This window comes from Lysinibacillus boronitolerans JCM 21713 = 10a = NBRC 103108 (assembly GCF_000772935.1).
In the GTDB taxonomy this organism is placed as follows: domain Bacteria; phylum Bacillota; class Bacilli; order Bacillales_A; family Planococcaceae; genus Lysinibacillus; species Lysinibacillus boronitolerans.
Genome location: NZ_JPVR01000075.1, coordinates 19,170 through 34,609 on the forward strand (window position 1 = coordinate 19,170; position 15,440 = coordinate 34,609).

At 35.9% G+C, this 15,440-nt stretch carries 18 protein-coding genes and 1 other RNA gene; 11 read left to right on the forward strand and 8 right to left on the reverse strand.

All coding sequences use genetic code 11. The features are described from left to right. Positions 1-61: 61 nt before the first annotated feature. The 4 genes from CD31_RS12410 to ytxJ all read left to right on the forward strand — a co-directional run bounded on the left by CD31_RS12410 (position 62) and on the right by ytxJ (position 2,330). Positions 62-769, forward strand: a complete 708-nt coding sequence (locus CD31_RS12410) for a CoA transferase subunit A (RefSeq protein ID WP_036078027.1) — start codon at positions 62-64, stop codon at positions 767-769. Beyond that, the gene (locus CD31_RS12415; protein ID WP_036078029.1) at positions 769-1,404 is read left to right on the forward strand and encodes a 3-oxoacid CoA-transferase subunit B; all 636 of its coding nucleotides are present in this window, start codon (positions 769-771) and stop codon (positions 1,402-1,404) included. Before CD31_RS12410 ends, CD31_RS12415 begins: the two co-directional genes overlap by 1 nt. Before the next feature lie 69 nt (positions 1,405-1,473). Beyond that, complete coding sequence (locus CD31_RS12420; protein ID WP_016992170.1) at positions 1,474-1,887, forward strand: VOC family protein; 414 nt, start codon at positions 1,474-1,476, stop codon at positions 1,885-1,887. A 98-nt stretch (positions 1,888-1,985) separates the two neighbouring features. Continuing rightward, positions 1,986-2,330 (forward strand): bacillithiol system redox-active protein YtxJ, encoded by a 345-nt coding sequence (ytxJ, locus tag CD31_RS12425; RefSeq protein ID WP_036078031.1) that lies wholly within the window; start codon positions 1,986-1,988, stop codon positions 2,328-2,330. Between the two features lie 22 nt (positions 2,331-2,352). Here the strand turns inward: ytxJ and CD31_RS12430 are convergent, their stop codons facing one another. Both CD31_RS12430 and ssrS read right to left on the reverse strand, forming a co-directional pair. Then, entirely contained in the window at positions 2,353-2,817 is a 465-nt protein-coding gene (locus CD31_RS12430; RefSeq protein ID WP_238542703.1) for a hypothetical protein, read from the reverse strand. Positions 2,818-2,998: 181 nt separating this feature from the next. Further along, positions 2,999-3,191, reverse strand: a non-coding RNA gene (gene ssrS / locus CD31_RS22995) — 6S RNA. A 247-nt stretch (positions 3,192-3,438) separates the two neighbouring features. Between ssrS and CD31_RS12435 the strand changes: the two genes are divergently transcribed. After that, entirely contained in the window at positions 3,439-3,777 is a 339-nt protein-coding gene (locus CD31_RS12435; RefSeq protein ID WP_016992173.1) for a zinc ribbon domain-containing protein YjdM, read from the forward strand. A gap of 52 nt (positions 3,778-3,829) precedes the next feature. Here the strand turns inward: CD31_RS12435 and CD31_RS12440 are convergent, their stop codons facing one another. Together CD31_RS12440 and CD31_RS12445 are read right to left on the reverse strand one after the other, a co-directional pair. Beyond that, positions 3,830-4,342 carry a zf-HC2 domain-containing protein gene (locus CD31_RS12440; RefSeq protein ID WP_036078034.1) on the reverse strand — a complete coding sequence of 171 codons (513 nt, stop codon included), beginning with the start codon at positions 4,340-4,342 and terminating at the stop codon, positions 3,830-3,832. A gap of 103 nt (positions 4,343-4,445) precedes the next feature. After that, entirely contained in the window at positions 4,446-5,084 is a 639-nt protein-coding gene (locus CD31_RS12445) for a YfbR-like 5'-deoxynucleotidase (RefSeq protein ID WP_016992175.1), read from the reverse strand. A gap of 172 nt (positions 5,085-5,256) precedes the next feature. Between CD31_RS12445 and CD31_RS12450 the strand changes: the two genes are divergently transcribed. After that, positions 5,257-5,697, forward strand: coding sequence for a DUF2269 family protein (locus CD31_RS12450; protein ID WP_016992176.1), 441 nt, complete (start codon positions 5,257-5,259; stop codon positions 5,695-5,697). Positions 5,698-6,060: 363 nt separating this feature from the next. On the opposite strand, the gene CD31_RS12455 is transcribed toward CD31_RS12450, so the two are convergent. From CD31_RS12455 to CD31_RS12470, 4 genes are all read right to left on the reverse strand, one after another. Beyond that, positions 6,061-7,902 (reverse strand): FtsX-like permease family protein, encoded by a 1,842-nt coding sequence (locus tag CD31_RS12455; RefSeq protein ID WP_036078038.1) that lies wholly within the window; start codon positions 7,900-7,902, stop codon positions 6,061-6,063. Beyond that, entirely contained in the window at positions 7,892-8,653 is a 762-nt protein-coding gene (locus tag CD31_RS12460) for an ABC transporter ATP-binding protein (protein WP_016992178.1), read from the reverse strand. The genes CD31_RS12455 and CD31_RS12460 overlap by 11 nt, the downstream gene beginning before the upstream one ends. 103 nt (positions 8,654-8,756) lie before the next feature. Next, a complete protein-coding gene (locus CD31_RS12465; protein ID WP_016992179.1) occupies positions 8,757-9,743 on the reverse strand; it encodes a sensor histidine kinase in 987 nt (328 codons plus the stop codon). Beyond that, positions 9,740-10,429 (reverse strand): response regulator transcription factor, encoded by a 690-nt coding sequence (locus CD31_RS12470; RefSeq protein WP_016992180.1) that lies wholly within the window; start codon positions 10,427-10,429, stop codon positions 9,740-9,742. Before CD31_RS12470 ends, CD31_RS12465 begins: the two co-directional genes overlap by 4 nt. A 464-nt stretch (positions 10,430-10,893) precedes the next feature. On the opposite strand from CD31_RS12470, the gene CD31_RS12475 reads away from it, so the two are divergent. The 5 genes from CD31_RS12475 (at position 10,894) to CD31_RS12490 (ending at position 15,435) form a co-directional block, all read left to right on the forward strand. Further along, positions 10,894-11,910 carry a GGDEF domain-containing protein gene (locus CD31_RS12475; protein WP_036078040.1) on the forward strand — a complete coding sequence of 339 codons (1,017 nt, stop codon included), beginning with the start codon at positions 10,894-10,896 and terminating at the stop codon, positions 11,908-11,910. 394 nt (positions 11,911-12,304) lie between these two features. Continuing rightward, positions 12,305-13,066, forward strand: coding sequence for a 3D domain-containing protein (locus CD31_RS12480; RefSeq protein ID WP_016994419.1), 762 nt, complete (start codon positions 12,305-12,307; stop codon positions 13,064-13,066). Between the two features lie 159 nt (positions 13,067-13,225). After that, entirely contained in the window at positions 13,226-13,777 is a 552-nt protein-coding gene (locus CD31_RS12485) for a superoxide dismutase family protein (protein WP_016994420.1), read from the forward strand. Positions 13,778-13,977: 200 nt separating this feature from the next. After that, the gene (locus tag CD31_RS23530) at positions 13,978-14,121 is read left to right on the forward strand and encodes a hypothetical protein (RefSeq protein WP_016994421.1); all 144 of its coding nucleotides are present in this window, start codon (positions 13,978-13,980) and stop codon (positions 14,119-14,121) included. A 204-nt stretch (positions 14,122-14,325) separates the two neighbouring features. Further along, positions 14,326-15,435 carry an amidohydrolase gene (locus CD31_RS12490; protein WP_036078042.1) on the forward strand — a complete coding sequence of 370 codons (1,110 nt, stop codon included), beginning with the start codon at positions 14,326-14,328 and terminating at the stop codon, positions 15,433-15,435. Positions 15,436-15,440: the final 5 nt, after the last annotated feature.

Here is a 15,440-nt window from a genome sequence, read left to right on the forward strand (position 1 = left end):
TGTAAAATAGCAATGATGTAGAATTTTCCTTAACAAACGAGCAATTCAGGGAGGTTTCGAGATGGGGAATGGGAAGGTATGGAATTCATTTGAAGAGGCGATTGCGGATATTAAGGATGGCGACACATTAGCTGTAGGTGGCTTCGGGCTATGCGGTATACCCGAAAAATCTATCGCAGCATTAGTGCAACAGGGAACAAAGGATTTAACGGTTATCAGTAACAACTGTGGTGTAGATGACTGGGGGTTGGGTCTACTATTAGCAAACAAGCAAATTAAAAAAATGGTTGCTTCTTATGTAGGAGAAAATAAGATTTTTGAACAACAATTTTTAAGTGGTGAGCTAGAAGTAGAGTTGACACCGCAAGGAACTCTTGCAGAACGTTTGCGTGCAGGTGGAGCGGGAATTCCTGGGTTTTACACAGCTACAGGGGTTGGAACGCCGATTGCTGAAGGAAAAGAAGTGAAGGTTTTTGATGGCAAAGAATATATTTTGGAGGAAGGCATTGTTGCCGAATTTGCTCTGGTCAAAGCATGGAAAGCAGATAAGCTAGGAAATTTAGTTTACAGAAAAACATCACGCAATTTTAATCCATTAGCTGCTATGTCAGGAAAAATTACAATAGCTGAAGTGGAGGAAATTGTAGAAGTTGGTGAACTAGATCCTGATCATATCCATACACCAGGGGTTTTTGTACAACGTGTATTAGTAGGTGAAAATTATGAGAAGCGTATTGAACGTTTAACGGTGAAAAAGGGGGAAGCATAATGGATACAAGACAAAAAATTGTTAACCGAGCAGTAAAAGAAATAGCCAACGGTATGAATGTCAATTTAGGCATAGGTATTCCAACACTTGTTGCGAATGCAATCCCAGCCGATTATGACGTGCTTTTACAATCCGAAAACGGACTTCTCGGTATTGGTCCTTATCCAGTAGAAGATGCAGTAGATCCTGATCTAATCAATGCAGGTAAAGAAACGGTTACAACAGTTCCAGGGGCATCCTTCTTTGACAGTGCAGAATCATTCGCGATGATTCGAGGCGGACATATAGACCTTGCCATTTTAGGAGGTATGGAGGTATCTGAAACAGGAGATCTTGCTAATTGGATGATTCCAGGGAAAATGGTGAAGGGCATGGGTGGCGCAATGGATCTCGTAGTTGGTGCCAAGAGAGTGATTGTCGTCATGGAGCATGTGAATAAAAATGGTGAATCTAAAATTAAAAAACAATGTGAGCTTCCACTAACAGGTAAAGGTGTCGTACATCGATTAATTACAGATTTGGCTGTATTTGATTTTACGAAAGATGGTATGCAATTGATAGAATTAGCAGAAGGTGTTTCTTTAGAGGAAGTAAAAGAGAAAACAGCCGCTTCATTTACAGTTGCTCTACAATAACTTCAGACCTATGACTGTTTCCAGCGCTATTGTCTCATTTTACAATAGTCTAAAAGGAGATACATAACGATGGAACAACAATGGACAAATGAATTAGCAGTCTCACAGGTAAGAGTGGCAAGACCAACCGCTCAGCTAAAGGAAATAGCACGGTTTTACTGTGAAGGCGTCGGATTAAAGAAAATAGGCTCTTTTGCAGGTCATCGGGGCTATGATGGTCTAATGATTGGTCTTCCAGATGCAAGTTATCACTTAGAATTTACAGAGCATATTGAAGGTAGCCCTTGTCCTGCACCAAGTAAGGACAATCTTCTCGTACTTTATATTCCAAACAGAGATACAATTCGCCATATTGTCGAACGTCTTGCGCTTATGGGATATCCCGAAGTAGAGCCTGAAAATCTGTATTGGGCTGAAAAAGGGGTAACCATTGAAGATCCTGATGGCTGGCGTATAGTACTCATGAATACAGAAGGCATTTAAATAGAAAATTTTAAGCACGAGCTATGTCTGTAGTCTCGTGTTTTTTATGTGACCTAAAATACCCTGTGTAGTATATAATTTGTTTAGGAGGTTACTAAATGCAACGAATAACAACATTGAACACGTGGTACGAAGTTTTGGAGCAATCGAAGTTCAAACCTTGTCTTGTATTAAAAATTAGCATGACATGTATAAGTAGTATTTCAGCTTTAAAGGAATATAAAGTATTACAAACGAAATTGCCTAAATATATTGTGATTGTACAAATGGACCGAGTAGTTTCAAATGCTATTGCCTGTGATCTTCAAGTGAAGCACGAATCACCACAGCTAATAATTTTGCAGGGTGGGAAAGGAATTTGGCAAGCAACTCACTACAAAATAAAGCAATCTCTTTTAGTAAACGCTATAGAACAATATGTAAAAAAAGATACTCCACAATAGGGTGTGGGGTATCTGTATGTGCTTAATCTTCCAAGGCCTCATCTTCATGATAATTTGTGGCGCTAGACTCGATATCGACCTGTAGATAATTGGCCCAATCTACTTTGTGAAAATCCTCTTCACTAAAATAAATATTCAAAACCTCTGTCATCGTTTTGTCCCCATCAGGTTCAGTGAGCGGAGCATACCAAGTAATAGCTGGTGTCTTCACATTTTTTAATTTGGACAAATCAGCGAAAATTTTAGTAGAATCTCTTAGCATCTGGTTTTTCGATCCTTCTGTCACATCTGTATCTTGAATGGAAATTGTGACAACACCGTTTTTTGATTCATCCACAGAGAATTCATTTTTCACAATCGCGCCTACAATATCTTCAACATTCGTATTTTGATCGACTGCTACTTCCTTTGGCTCTGCGTTCTTTCCACAAGCTACTAATAGTAGTGAAGTAAAAACCAATAGATAAATTAATTTTTTCAATGTCATAACCTCCCTTGTTACTCCATCTATGTGCAAAATGGGAGGGAATTATACAAAATATAAGAAGGTTGTCCACAGTTTTTAAGAATGGTTTGGAAGTGATTGAATAGAGAAGAAGGGGATAATATGTTGAATAAAAAAGCACCTTAACCAAAATGGCTAAGGTGCTGGATCAATAATGTAATGGAAAAAAGCCGCGTATGCCGTAGTTATTATAGAAAGTTTTAAACCACCACTCCTCAAAGTGGGTGTTCGCAGAAGTTTTCCTGCTTATCCTCATGCACCGTAGTGTGAGGCCCGTCATTCCAACTCCAATAATAAAACTCCCTTTTACAGCTTAAAGGTTAAAACTTAATATTATACGAACAATGCAGCCTTTATGGATATAATAAAGCATGATCGATAAACATGCAAGTAAGATGATAATGGCAAATTAGTCAATGGGCAAGTGTTCCAAACAGCATAGTGAGCATCTAAAAATACCTTCAAAAAGGTACGGATGCTTCATATTTTTTTCACAAATGCGAACGGAAAATACGAACAACCTTTGCTAATTAAGGTCGACTATGTAAAGATAGGAGCATAAAGAGGATTTTCCTAGCAAATATGTAAAAGGGGGAAGCGGAAATGGCAGCTTATCCAAATTGTCCAAAATGTCATTCAGAATATACGTATGAGGATGGAGCCAACTATGTATGTCCAGAATGTGCGCATGAATGGAGTATGGAGGCAACTGAACAGGAATCAGATGCACTTATTGTAAAAGATGCAAATGGTAATTTGTTAGCTGACGGCGATTCAGTTACTGTTATTAAGGATTTAAAAGTGAAGGGCAGTTCTTCCACTTTAAAAATTGGTACAAAGGTAAAAAGTATCCGTCTAGTAGAAGGCGATCATAACATCGACTGTAAAATTGATGGCTTTGGTGCCATGAAATTAAAATCAGAATTTGTGAAAAAGGCCTAACAAGCAAAAAGCACCTCAACTTTGGTAAAAAAAGTTCAAGGTGCTTTTTTGTTTATTGAAAAACCCTACGTAATAGAATGGCAAAAGCTGCTCCAATTAAGGCGAAAATGGTATGTAAAAGTGCAATGTAGCCAGCTCCAATCACAAGCGTTCCTATTTCTGTTAAGGAGAAAGTTGTAATATAGAGCTCATTATTAAGATTATTAATGATAGCCCAAACGAATACAGGCACAGAGCTTATGATAAAGACAATCCAGATGTTTTTATAGAAAAGGTAAGAAAGACAGCCGAAAAGTGCATATGAGATGACAAAGCCCTTTTGATTGCCGAGTAAGGACGAGTTAATGGCAAACATAAAGGATAATACAATAAATATGATATGAAAAAAGGATACTGTTCTTTTCATGGGTAAGTATGCGTTCTGAGTTGATGAATTGACTACAAGCTTCTGACATTGCTGACAAGTTGTTAGATGCTGTTCAACAAATTCTATTGTTGATGCTTGAAGCATTTGTTTTTCATAAAGAGGTAATAAATCTTCTACAATTGAGCATTCCTGTGACAATACTTTCCCTCCATTCAATCTCTCCTCATTATACGACTTTTTGTGGAAAATAAAAAAAGCCTTCCGTGAATTTTTCAATCGGAAAACTTGTACATGCACCCTATTAGTTTGATGTTAATACTTCATTTGTTAATGCTTGAATATCGATATGTGTTTTTTCCTTTACTGCGTCCTTTAAAATTTCTGTGCGGAAATATTGGACGGTCGCTTCAAGTGGAATCGCCAACAGTTTTGAAAGGGCTGATTGATACATATAGACAAACTCTTTGTCAGTATTGCCGCGCTTTAATTCTGCGAAAGCTTCATAAAATTGATCTAGTTTATCTGCAAATTCAAGTAGCCGCCCCTCTAAAGTCTGATCCTTTCCTTCTTTCATCCGTTCAAAGAAAATAGCCTGAAATTCTTGTGGGATTTCATTGATAATAAATTTTTCCATCATCTTTTCTTCCACATGTGCTAGCATTTGCTTTAACTCTGGACTAGCATGTTTTACAGGTGTCTTGATGTCGCCAATAAATACTTCAGCAAAGTCATGATTAATCGTTTTTTCATATAAAGATTTCCAATCAACTGTTGCACCGTGCATTTCTTCTAATGTTGCGAAAAACATCGCATATTGGGACACCTTCCAAGAATGGGCTGCCACGTTGTGCTCTTCAAATTTGAAGCGACCTGGGCAACGAATAATACGCTCTAAATCATTAAGGCTTGTAAAAAATTGGTGAATTCCTATAAAAATCACTCCTTTTTGTTCTATAAGTGCATGTTACTATAAACAATACCCTCTTTATACGGTTTTCAAACAATTTAACAATGATTCAGGCTGTGTTTACAAAGGATTCACAATTGCTGAAAAAGTAGATTCAGCTTGAATGCTATAATGAAGGGGACTGATGAAAAGGGGAGTACACAGCATGTTTTCCATTTATACACTTCTTCTTTATATACATATTTTAAGTGCTATTCTTTCGATTGGGCCTTTGTTTGTTGTACTAACCATTGTAAAAAAAATGCGCACAGCTTCCACTGATGACATGTCACCATATATAGAAGCATTTAAGGGTGCCATTGCGCTCGTCAAACATTCAGGGCATGTACTAGTAGCATCGGGTATTTTGTTAATGTGGTATGCAGGCTATCATTGGAATACCTCATGGATTGTATTAACATTCCTCGTGATGTTTGCATCGATTGTATTTCTAGCGAGAGCGTTTAAACCGACGTTGCGCACATTTAACACGCCTGCATATAACCATCAACAATTTGTTTCACTGTTACATCGAAAAACATGGATGTATATTTTATTATTGCTTATTATGCTTTGGCTGATGGTAGCAAAGCCCGTTCTTTGGTAAAAAAGATACTGTCATCTGCAGAAAAAGACCTTTTCACAAGGCGAGAGATTGATTTCCGTTCCGCCAGCGTCCTTTCCAGGGGGCGTCCGATGAGCCACTTCACTCACTTACGTTGGCTCCACTCCAATCAACCATTCTGCAGAAGCGTCTTTTCCTTATCAGCAGCATCGATCAGATCAAATAACCCATTATTTGAATTAGGGCTTTTATTTTCAATGTGAGAAGTGATGACACTCCTCACTAAAATGAGTAGTTAACACCTTCAATTTATTTGAAACATTTTCACCTTTCATAAAGATTTTATTTATTGATTTGTTTTTCAACACTTTGAAAAAATCGCACCCCTTAAGGAGTGCGATTTTTTTAGTTTACTAAGCGTTTAAAATAACTTTTTCGAATTAATACATAGCTAATGAGGAAAAGCACAAAGAAACAACAAGAGCTGGCCATGGAAACTTGTAAAAATGCTGTAGAAACCATTGATCGCATAGCCAAAAGTGTAATTAGCAAGAGTGTGATAGCTATGGTGAACGGTACAAAAATAAGGATCGCCAATTCTTTAGCAATTACAGTAGCTAATTCTTTTCTAGAAAGTCCTAACTTACGGATACCAATATACTTTTCTTTCTCTTGTTGTAATGTTGTTTGTAAATAGAAGTACAATATACTCATGGCTGCACTTAAGAAAATTAGACTTAACATGGAGCCGATAAAGAACATGACGCTTTTGACAAACATCTCTGAGTTATACAAATCAATTTTGGATGTCACATAACGTTCTCCAGGTAAAGAGGGCAAGTCATTGGTAATCGATTTCGCCAAATCTGTATGGGCTGTCCAATCCTCTAGTTCATAGATATAGGTTTTATAGACGGGGTAGTCAATGGTATCGTAAATGTCATCAGATACAACGAAATAACTTTGTTGGAAGCCAGTAGAGAGCAGGTTTTGCTCATGGGTGCTGGCTAGTTTAAAAGTCTTTATATACAGATCGCCGGCAGTGTTTGTTATTGGCGCTATACCGCGGCTTCCAGCGACGGCAATAAACTCATCTTTACCTAGATCATTTTTCTGCTGCTGGATCAGATTATAATCCGATAATGCCATATAGCCAATTCGTTGTGCTTCGTGTGATTTAAATTCAATAAAATACTTGTGAGTTTGAACCGTTGATAAAGTATTTTCAAGATAATCAAGATCAGTCTTTACCATATTGTCATCAGCTTTTGGATCAGCAATGTATTGAAAACTATATGGATAATTCTCTTCACTATCCTGTTTCACATTGTAATAAGAGCTAAATAAAATACTTGTACATAGAAAGACACCGCTTAATAGGATAGTAATTAGAAACAGCATATTTGCATGTGATTTCATTTTTGCATTTAAATTGGATGCCAACAGCATATTTGTTTTTTGAAGATAGGCAGGAGACCTTTCATATATTTTCAAAAACAAACGAAAACCTTGTGTGATGACTAAATAAATCGTACTAAGAATGCTAATAAAAAATAACAGATAATAAAGAACACTTAAAGTGTCTACAATGGAATGCTCGATTTTTAGCAAGTAAGCTAAAGTGGCAGTCATCAAAATGCTTAGTATTAATACCACATAATGTGGCTTAATGGATTTCTCGATAACTATATCACTTTTTAAGAGTTGGATAGATGCTTCTTTATTAATGAACCTCGTAACGAGTGTCGATATCACCACAAATAAAAGCAGAAATAAGCCTATGGTTAAGCCAATTGCTTGAAGAGGCATGTACATACCAAATGTTTCTGCTTTTAAAATGACTTTTGCACCCATTAAGAAAAGAGGTGTAATGACAAGGCCGAGAACGATAGCTGCCAGAATAGCTAAAATGCCAATCAAGAAATTTTCTCGGAAGACCAGCTTACGAATCTGCTTCATAGAAGCCCCAGTAATCATAAATATCCCTAGAGTTTTGGTCTTTTTACGTAAAAATGACCTGATTGAATAGGTGATGTAGATAAAAGAAAATAAATAAACGAGCATACTAGCTAGCATCAAAGAAATTCCAAGTGTAGAGTCTGAATCTAGGCTTTGTAAATTTGGATGAAAGACGATAACAGAAAATAGGAAGAAAATAATTATGGAAAACATACTACTCAAGAAGTAAGAAACATATGTCCATTTGTCACGTAAAATATTTTGAATCACAATATGGTTAAAGCTCATGCTGTCCACCACCTAGAAAAGCAAGCGTGTCCATAATTTCCTGATAAAACTGCTTGCGGTTGTTGCCTCGATGTATTTCGTTGTATAATTTTCCATCTTTAATAAAAATAATGCGATTGGCAAAGCTTGCTACATAAGGATCATGTGTCACCATGAGAATAGCTGTATTAAGCTCTTGATTAATTGAGGAAAATAAGTTCATGACATCATTGACAGCCTTTGAGTCCAAGTTTCCTGTAGGCTCGTCTGCTAACAATAAACTCGGCTCATGTATAACGGCACGAGCGATGGCTACTCGTTGTTTTTGTCCACCCGAAATTTCATAAATCCGTTTAGGCAATAGTTCCTCGATGCCGAGAAATTGAACGACATCCTTTAAACGTTGATGCATTTTTGAAGCAGGAAGGCTATCTAGCGTTAATGGCAATAAAATATTTTCTTTCACTGTTAATGTATGGACAAGATTAAAATCCTGAAAGACAAAACCTAGTTCAGAGCGTCTAAATTTAGCAAGCTCCTCATCATTTAATGCGTATGGATTATGATTGTTTATGACAATATCGCCAGCTGTAGGACGATCAATAGTGGATACACTATTTAAAAATGTTGTTTTCCCACTACCTGAAGGTCCCATGACAGCTACAAATTCCTGTTGCCGTAGCTGAAAATCGATACCATTTAACGCCTTATAGGTGATCTCACCGATGTATTCCTTGTGCAAATTGGTTACTTGAAGTATTGTGTTGCCCAAATTAAAACAACTCCTTTATGGTCATTAGATAACTTTAGTATAGAAAAGGAGCGGCATATAACCTATTTCTCTTGATGACATGAAGATGACAAAGTTGTCATCTTCATTTTTTAAGACTATTTGAAAAACAAATGGAAAAAGTAGTGATATGCTCAGAAGATTGTAAAGTAAAGGGATGCTCTAACGTAGTTAAAATCTTTTTCACTAAATATAAGCCTATACCTGTTGCTTCGCCACTCGTTCGTCCCTTTATGCCTGTATAAAATAAATCAAAGACTCGTGCTATTTCGCTAGTAGGGATGGTCTCACCACGATTTGTTATGTGTAAAGCTTCGTTTTCATAATCAATATGGATGGTGTTTGCCATTTCACTATATTTAATGGCGTTATTTAATACTTGATAAAGTACAATTTTTAACCACTTTCGATCTGAATAAATGATTTGGTCTTCAGCAAACGTCAGCTTTGGAAAAACTTCACTTATGATAAAGAAATCCTTCAAATCATTGATGACTTCTTGCACGAGTCCCTTTAAAACAATAGGTTCAATTTTTAAATCAGCTACTAAATGAGATGTGCGCTCATACGTTAATAACTGATTGAGGGTAAATGTCAATTTATTGCACTCTTTATTGATGGTATGCCATTGCTGCAATTCGTCAGTGGTCTTGTTGGACGTAGCTTGAACGATTAATTGAATAACAGATAAAGGTGTCTTCATTTGATGTGCAAAATGTGATAGAACTAGTTGCTTCTCATGTGCCTGTTCTTCCAATCTGTGCTGTTGGGTTAAAAATAAATACTGTATTTGCCTTAGTTTTTCACTATAGTATTGCTCAATAGCTGCACGTGGTTCAAATAAATGAAGATCATCCTGCGTTTTGATATTTTTTTGTAAATGATGATAAAACTTTCTTCTTCGATAATAACGACCAAGAAGCCATAGAATAAATAGAAAGCTGACAAGAAAAATAAAGTAGGCGTAGTGTGAGGATAGGTCATCTAATACATGAATAATCCAAGGAAGTAGAAGGAAGCTTATGCTATAGAGAATAATGATACTAAGATGATCTCGAAAGAATAGCTTCATTTACCTTCCTCCACCAATTGATAACCGAGACCACGAATTGTTTTAATCTCAAGTTGAGAGTGTACGGCTTCCAATTTTCTCCGTAACCGACCAATATTCACAGACAAAGTATTCTCCTCAACAAAGGTTTCATCATCCCAAATAGCACTTAAAAGCTTTTGACGAGGTACTACATTAGGGTAAGCTTCGAATAATAACTTACTTAGCTGCATTTCTTTTAGCGTTAACAGGCTCTCATTGCCTGTTGTTTGAAGACGAACTGTATCTGGATTTAATGTAGTATTCGCTATTGTTATAGTTGTTGTCTCGGTTAATGCGTATTCACCATAGGTACGTCGAAGTAGTCCATTTACTTTTGCCATGAAGACATCCAATGAAAATGGCTTTGTGATAAAGTCATCGGCACCATTTTCAATTCCATATACTTGATCAATATCATTTACTCTGGCAGAGACAATGATGATGGGACATGTTGAGAGTTGACGGATTTTCCGTGACCAAAAATAGCCATCGTAAGTGGGGAGATTGATATCCATTATGACTAGGTGTGGTTGTATAATGTTAAATTCTTCAATAATGTGTGGGAATTGTTGTACAGTATAGCATTCAAACTGATATTTAACTAAATGCTCGACAATCAGTGAAGCTATATTTGCATCATCTTCTATTATGTATATTTTGTACATACCAATCATCCTTCCTTTGTTTTATATGTATAATGTACCCTCGTTTCCAAAAATCTATAGAAGAATTGTAACTTGAAACTTTGGGAAGAGCCACCTCAAAACAAATAGAGATAGTATATTCCGTTTTTATTTGCAATATGGACAATCGGATGATTCTAAAACGTAAAAACAAAGATACAAATGAAGTAGTGAGCAAATGAATTTATGAACAAGGGTTAGGAGCAATAAATCACTAGTTTCACTCTAAATTTAAATAAGAACTTTAAGACTAAAAAAATTGAACTTTATGGGTATTATAGTTCGATTTATTTTTTTGCTGTATTGAGAATAGGGGAGAATTTATTAGTTTTTAAGTATTTTTTAAGAGACATGGCGTATGATGATTGAATAAATATATGAAGTTTGAGTTGAAACAAAGATAAAATTTAACGAAAAAATCATCTCAATGGGAGAAATGATCTATTGTGGGTAAATTCAAGTTAAAGTTATCGTTTCTTATAGTTAGTATGGCGATAATAGTTGTACTCGCGGCATCTAGTATTAGTATTTGGAGTAGCTATTTAAATTTTAATGAAATTTTGCAGGAAAATAAAAAGGATATGAAAGAAACCTATGTAAAGGAAGTTTCCACAATTACTACAGACTATTTACAAGGTTCTGTGAAAGATGATCGTTCATTAGAACCATATATGGAGCAAATAGTAGATACTTTACTTGATGAAGGAGCTATTTCTTTTAGTTTACTAATTAAGAAAACCATTATCCATATTATTATAGTAGTAGTTGTGGTATTAGGGTTAGCTATATGGTTAGCGAAAAAAATTACCCGACCACTTAAGGATCTTGCAACAAGAATAGAGATAGGGGAGACATTGCAAGGAACAGAGGATATTACTGATTGGTATTACGAAGTAAAATTATTGAAAAGTAATGTACAAAATATGATGATTTGTTCCGAAAGTAAAATTACAGATTTAACAGAGCAATTGAATCTAGACGCATTGACTGGAATTCCTAATCGAAGAAGAATGGATCAAACTTTACATGAGTTGATTGTTCAAAAAGTACCACATGCGATCATCTTAATTGATTTAGATGATTTTAAAAGTATAAACGATACATATGGTCATACAGTTGGGGACGAGGTTCTAAAGGCTTTTGCTAATCATATGCAAAGCAGCATAAAGGATCAAGGCTTGTGCTTTAGATATGGCGGCGAAGAGTTTATGGTCATCTTACCTTCCATGAACATAGATGCTGCAGTCCAACTGGCAGAAAACTTACGGATTAAACAAGCTTTACAGGAAACTGCATGTGGTAGACCTGTAACCATGTCTGCTGGAATTACGGCTTTTACACCAAATGTCCAGAGTCCGAATCAATTAATAGAAATTGCAGATCATGCTTTATATAAGGCTAAACAATCAGGAAGAAACTGTTTATGTGTTGTTAGAAATATGAGACAAATGATTATTAAATGAATGTATGAAAGCATGCTAGTGTACGGTACTAGCATGCTTTTTTGTGTCTTCCAAATAATTCAATTAAAAGCTTGTTGGGTCTTAGAAAGAGCTCTTATTTCCATTGCTCGATTTATTTTTGTATCAGCTAAAAAATAGCAAACATCTAATATGATAAAGGTTAAACCGCCCTACTAAATTATAGATATATACGCAACAAATTGATTAATTTACTAAAAAATTAATTAAAATTGTATATTTTTCCGTTTTTATAGTAATAATTCCTAATATCAGGCAGCTAGTCCTGAGTTATTAATTTGCAAACTTATTGTTGCTTACATAATAGAGCATTCAACTCTAGTGTGCTAGCAACAGATTTGCAACAAATAATAAAATGATGGAGGTATTACTAAACATGAAGAAAAGAGCATTAGCTTTAGCAGTGGTATTGACATTTGGTGTAAGTCTCTATGCTAGTCCTTCTTTTGCTAAGGACAAATCGCCGGGCAATATATTATGGGCACTCCCGCAAATTTATAATTTAACTGTAGGTGAGTTCCAGCAATTAAATGAAATGGATTCATTATTGTTTTATCCAGAGCAAGACTTAGTAAAAGACACATCAAAAGAAGAAGAACCGTCGGGAGATGAATATGTTATCAAGGGTGGTGACACATTATTTTCAATAGCTCGTATTAATAACGTAACAGTAGATGATTTAAAAAAGTGGAATCACCTTGCGTCAGATTTAATTTTAGCTGGTGAATCGCTAGCTATTAAAGCTTCCGCTGCAAAACCAGCACCAAAAACATCCGTGGGGATTGCATCTGCCAAGCCTGCAACATCGGCTAAAACAAAACCTGCAAGTGCTCCAGCGACAGGATCTGGCAAAACATTAACAATGCGTGCTACGGCCTATACAGCCTATTGTGAAGGTTGTTCAGGAATTACAGCAAATGGAACAGATATAAGATCTAATCCTAATTTAAAAGTAATCGCTGTAGATCCACGAGTTATTCCACTTGGTACAAAGGTTTGGGTGGAAGGTTATGGTGAAGCAATCGCTGCTGATACAGGAGGAGCTATTAAAGGTAATAAAATTGATGTATTTATCCCTACTGAAGGACAAGCACTTCAATGGGGTGTTAAAACAGTAACGGTAAAAATCTTAAATTAATTATGGAAGGGATTTCCTAAACTTTAGGAAATCCCTTTTATCTTGGTTGAATTTTCTATTCAAGCTCCAATAATAGGAGCCATTATAGATGCGTAATTGATTAATTGTGCATAAGTACTGAAGAAATTGGAAATCATCAGAAAGAGAGGAGGTATTTTTATGAAAAAAATAAGCTTAATGGGCCTTTCTTTACTAATTTTTGTTGCGGGTTGCAGTTTTTTTGATAAGAAAGAGGAAAAAGTAGCTGTCAATGCTTCTTCCCCTTTAACAGCTACTGCAAAAGTGATTGGTGCTAATAATGAAAGCTATGGTAATGCATATCTTCAAGAGGAAGATAACGGCGTTATGATGACGCTCGCGTTAACAGGCTTACCACCAGGCACACATGGTATCCATATTCATGAAGTAGGGAAGTGTGAACCACCTAAATTTGAATCAGCTGGTGCCCATTTTAATCCAACAAAAAAGGAACATGGTAAATTAAATCCTAATGGCTATCATTTAGGAGACTTACCAAATTTGGAAATTGGTGAAGATGGCAACGTGGATCTTAACTTTTTAGCTGAAGGGTTAACTTTACAAAAAGACCAACCTAATTCGCTATTAGATAGTGATGGAAGTGCTATTGTCATTCATGAATCAGCGGATGATTATAAAACAGATCCTGCTGGTAATTCTGGAGCAAGAATAGCCTGTGGAGTCATTCAATAGGATGAAAAATGAGACTGTATCTGAACGTTAAAAGATACAGTTTTTTATTTTGGGAATAAATAGAAAAAACCTGTGATTTAATCTAAAAATGCGATAGGTTTTATAGTTATAATGCATAATGTATATAATTTATTGCAATTTACTAAAAACCTATTGTATAATCCTTTTATCAGAAAATTCAATTAATAAGGAGTGATACGATGGGAAAGTTGTTAAATTCAAAGTTTGAAACGTATTTAATGGATCAAGAATATGATTTACGTGACGAGGAAGAGAAAAATGAGGAGCAAATGGTGAACATTCAGTATGAAGAGTATCCAGAAGGGTTTTTTACAAGTTTATAATGAGAATTTGATGGGCTATGTTGAAAGTGTATTAACTTTTAGCATAGCCCATTGTATTTTATACCTCTATTGATAAAGGGTTTTTTCAGCGCATATGTATGTACTATATAATTTAAATAAGTGGGTTAGGTCTGAAGACATATGTACTTTTCTGAAAAAGATTCCTGTATAATGGGAAACAAAAATGCGTATAGAGGTGTAATTATGTCAAAAGCTTTAACAGTAGAAGAAACGATTTATCAATGGTTTGATCATTTTCATAAATATCCTGAAGTAAGTTGGAAAGAGTTTGAGACTACTAAAAAAATTGCTTCCATACTGGATGAATTACATGTTAGTTATCGTTTATTAGGTGATATACCTGGATTAATAGCTGAAATTGGGACAGGTAATGAAATTGTTGCAGTACGTGCTGATATTGATGCTTTATGGCAGGAAGTTGATGGGAAATGGCAAGCCAACCATTCGTGTGGACATGATGCGAATATCTCAATGGTTCTTGGTGCATTATTACTATTGAAAGATCGCTCCTTACAACATCGTGTTCGTTTCATCTTCCAACCTGCTGAAGAACTAGGAAATGGCGCATGTGCAACGTTTGATAGAGGAGCAGTTGATGGCGTATCACATTTATTTGGTGTTCATTTAAGACCAATAGAAGAATTACCACTTGGCAAAGTTTCGCCTGCCATTCATCATGGTGCTGCTTATTTTTTAGAGGGATCTATTCAAGGTATTGATGCACATGGGGCTAGACCACATCAAGGTAAAAATGCCATTGATGTAATTATGGCCGTGCAACAAATGCTACACAGTATTCATTTATCACCATTTGAACCGCATTCTGCTAAGTTAACAAAAATTATTGCGGATGGTGGTAGTACAAATATTATTCCTGGAAATGCTTGTTTCTCGATGGATGTTCGCGCACAACATAATCAACAACTTGAATTACTGCGCAGTAAAATTGAGTCTGGATTGAAATCGATACAGCAACAATTTGAAATTAATATGAGTTGGAATTGGATAGATTTCACACCAGGTGCTGAAGTTTCCTCGGTTGCTGCGAACATGGCGAAGACTGCCATCATTGAAGCTTTGGGGGAAGAGCATTTAGCGGATGAAATAACTACACCAGGCAGTGATGATTTCCATTTTTATACAGTTAAAAAACCGGAATTAAAAGCAGCAATGATTGGAATTGGTGCAAATTTAACTCCAGGATTACACCACCCTAAAATGACATTTGATCGTAGTGCCTTAATTGATGCTGCGAAAGTGCTTGCATGTGTATTAGAAAAAAAGCCTGAATAAAAAAA

Excerpts from the sequence above, each read along its gene's own strand:
- CD31_RS12410 (WP_036078027.1), top strand. The coding sequence starts at position 62 with ATGGGGAATGGGAAGGTATGGAATTCATTTGAAGAGGCGATTGCGGAT.
- CD31_RS12415 (WP_036078029.1), top strand. The coding sequence starts at position 769 with ATGGATACAAGACAAAAAATTGTTAACCGAGCAGTAAAAGAAATAGCC.
- CD31_RS12420 (WP_016992170.1), top strand. The coding sequence starts at position 1,474 with ATGGAACAACAATGGACAAATGAATTAGCAGTCTCACAGGTAAGAGTG.
- ytxJ (WP_036078031.1), top strand. The coding sequence starts at position 1,986 with ATGCAACGAATAACAACATTGAACACGTGGTACGAAGTTTTGGAGCAA.
- CD31_RS12430 (WP_238542703.1), bottom strand. The coding sequence starts at position 2,817 with ATGACATTGAAAAAATTAATTTATCTATTGGTTTTTACTTCACTACTA.
- CD31_RS12435 (WP_016992173.1), top strand. The coding sequence starts at position 3,439 with ATGGCAGCTTATCCAAATTGTCCAAAATGTCATTCAGAATATACGTAT.
- CD31_RS12450 (WP_016992176.1), top strand. The coding sequence starts at position 5,257 with ATGTTTTCCATTTATACACTTCTTCTTTATATACATATTTTAAGTGCT.
- CD31_RS12455 (WP_036078038.1), bottom strand. The coding sequence starts at position 7,902 with ATGAGCTTTAACCATATTGTGATTCAAAATATTTTACGTGACAAATGG.
- CD31_RS12465 (WP_016992179.1), bottom strand. The coding sequence starts at position 9,743 with ATGAAGCTATTCTTTCGAGATCATCTTAGTATCATTATTCTCTATAGC.
- CD31_RS12470 (WP_016992180.1), bottom strand. The coding sequence starts at position 10,429 with ATGTACAAAATATACATAATAGAAGATGATGCAAATATAGCTTCACTG.
- CD31_RS12480 (WP_016994419.1), top strand. The coding sequence starts at position 12,305 with ATGAAGAAAAGAGCATTAGCTTTAGCAGTGGTATTGACATTTGGTGTA.
- CD31_RS12485 (WP_016994420.1), top strand. The coding sequence starts at position 13,226 with ATGAAAAAAATAAGCTTAATGGGCCTTTCTTTACTAATTTTTGTTGCG.
- CD31_RS23530 (WP_016994421.1), top strand. The coding sequence starts at position 13,978 with ATGGGAAAGTTGTTAAATTCAAAGTTTGAAACGTATTTAATGGATCAA.
- CD31_RS12490 (WP_036078042.1), top strand. The coding sequence starts at position 14,326 with ATGTCAAAAGCTTTAACAGTAGAAGAAACGATTTATCAATGGTTTGAT.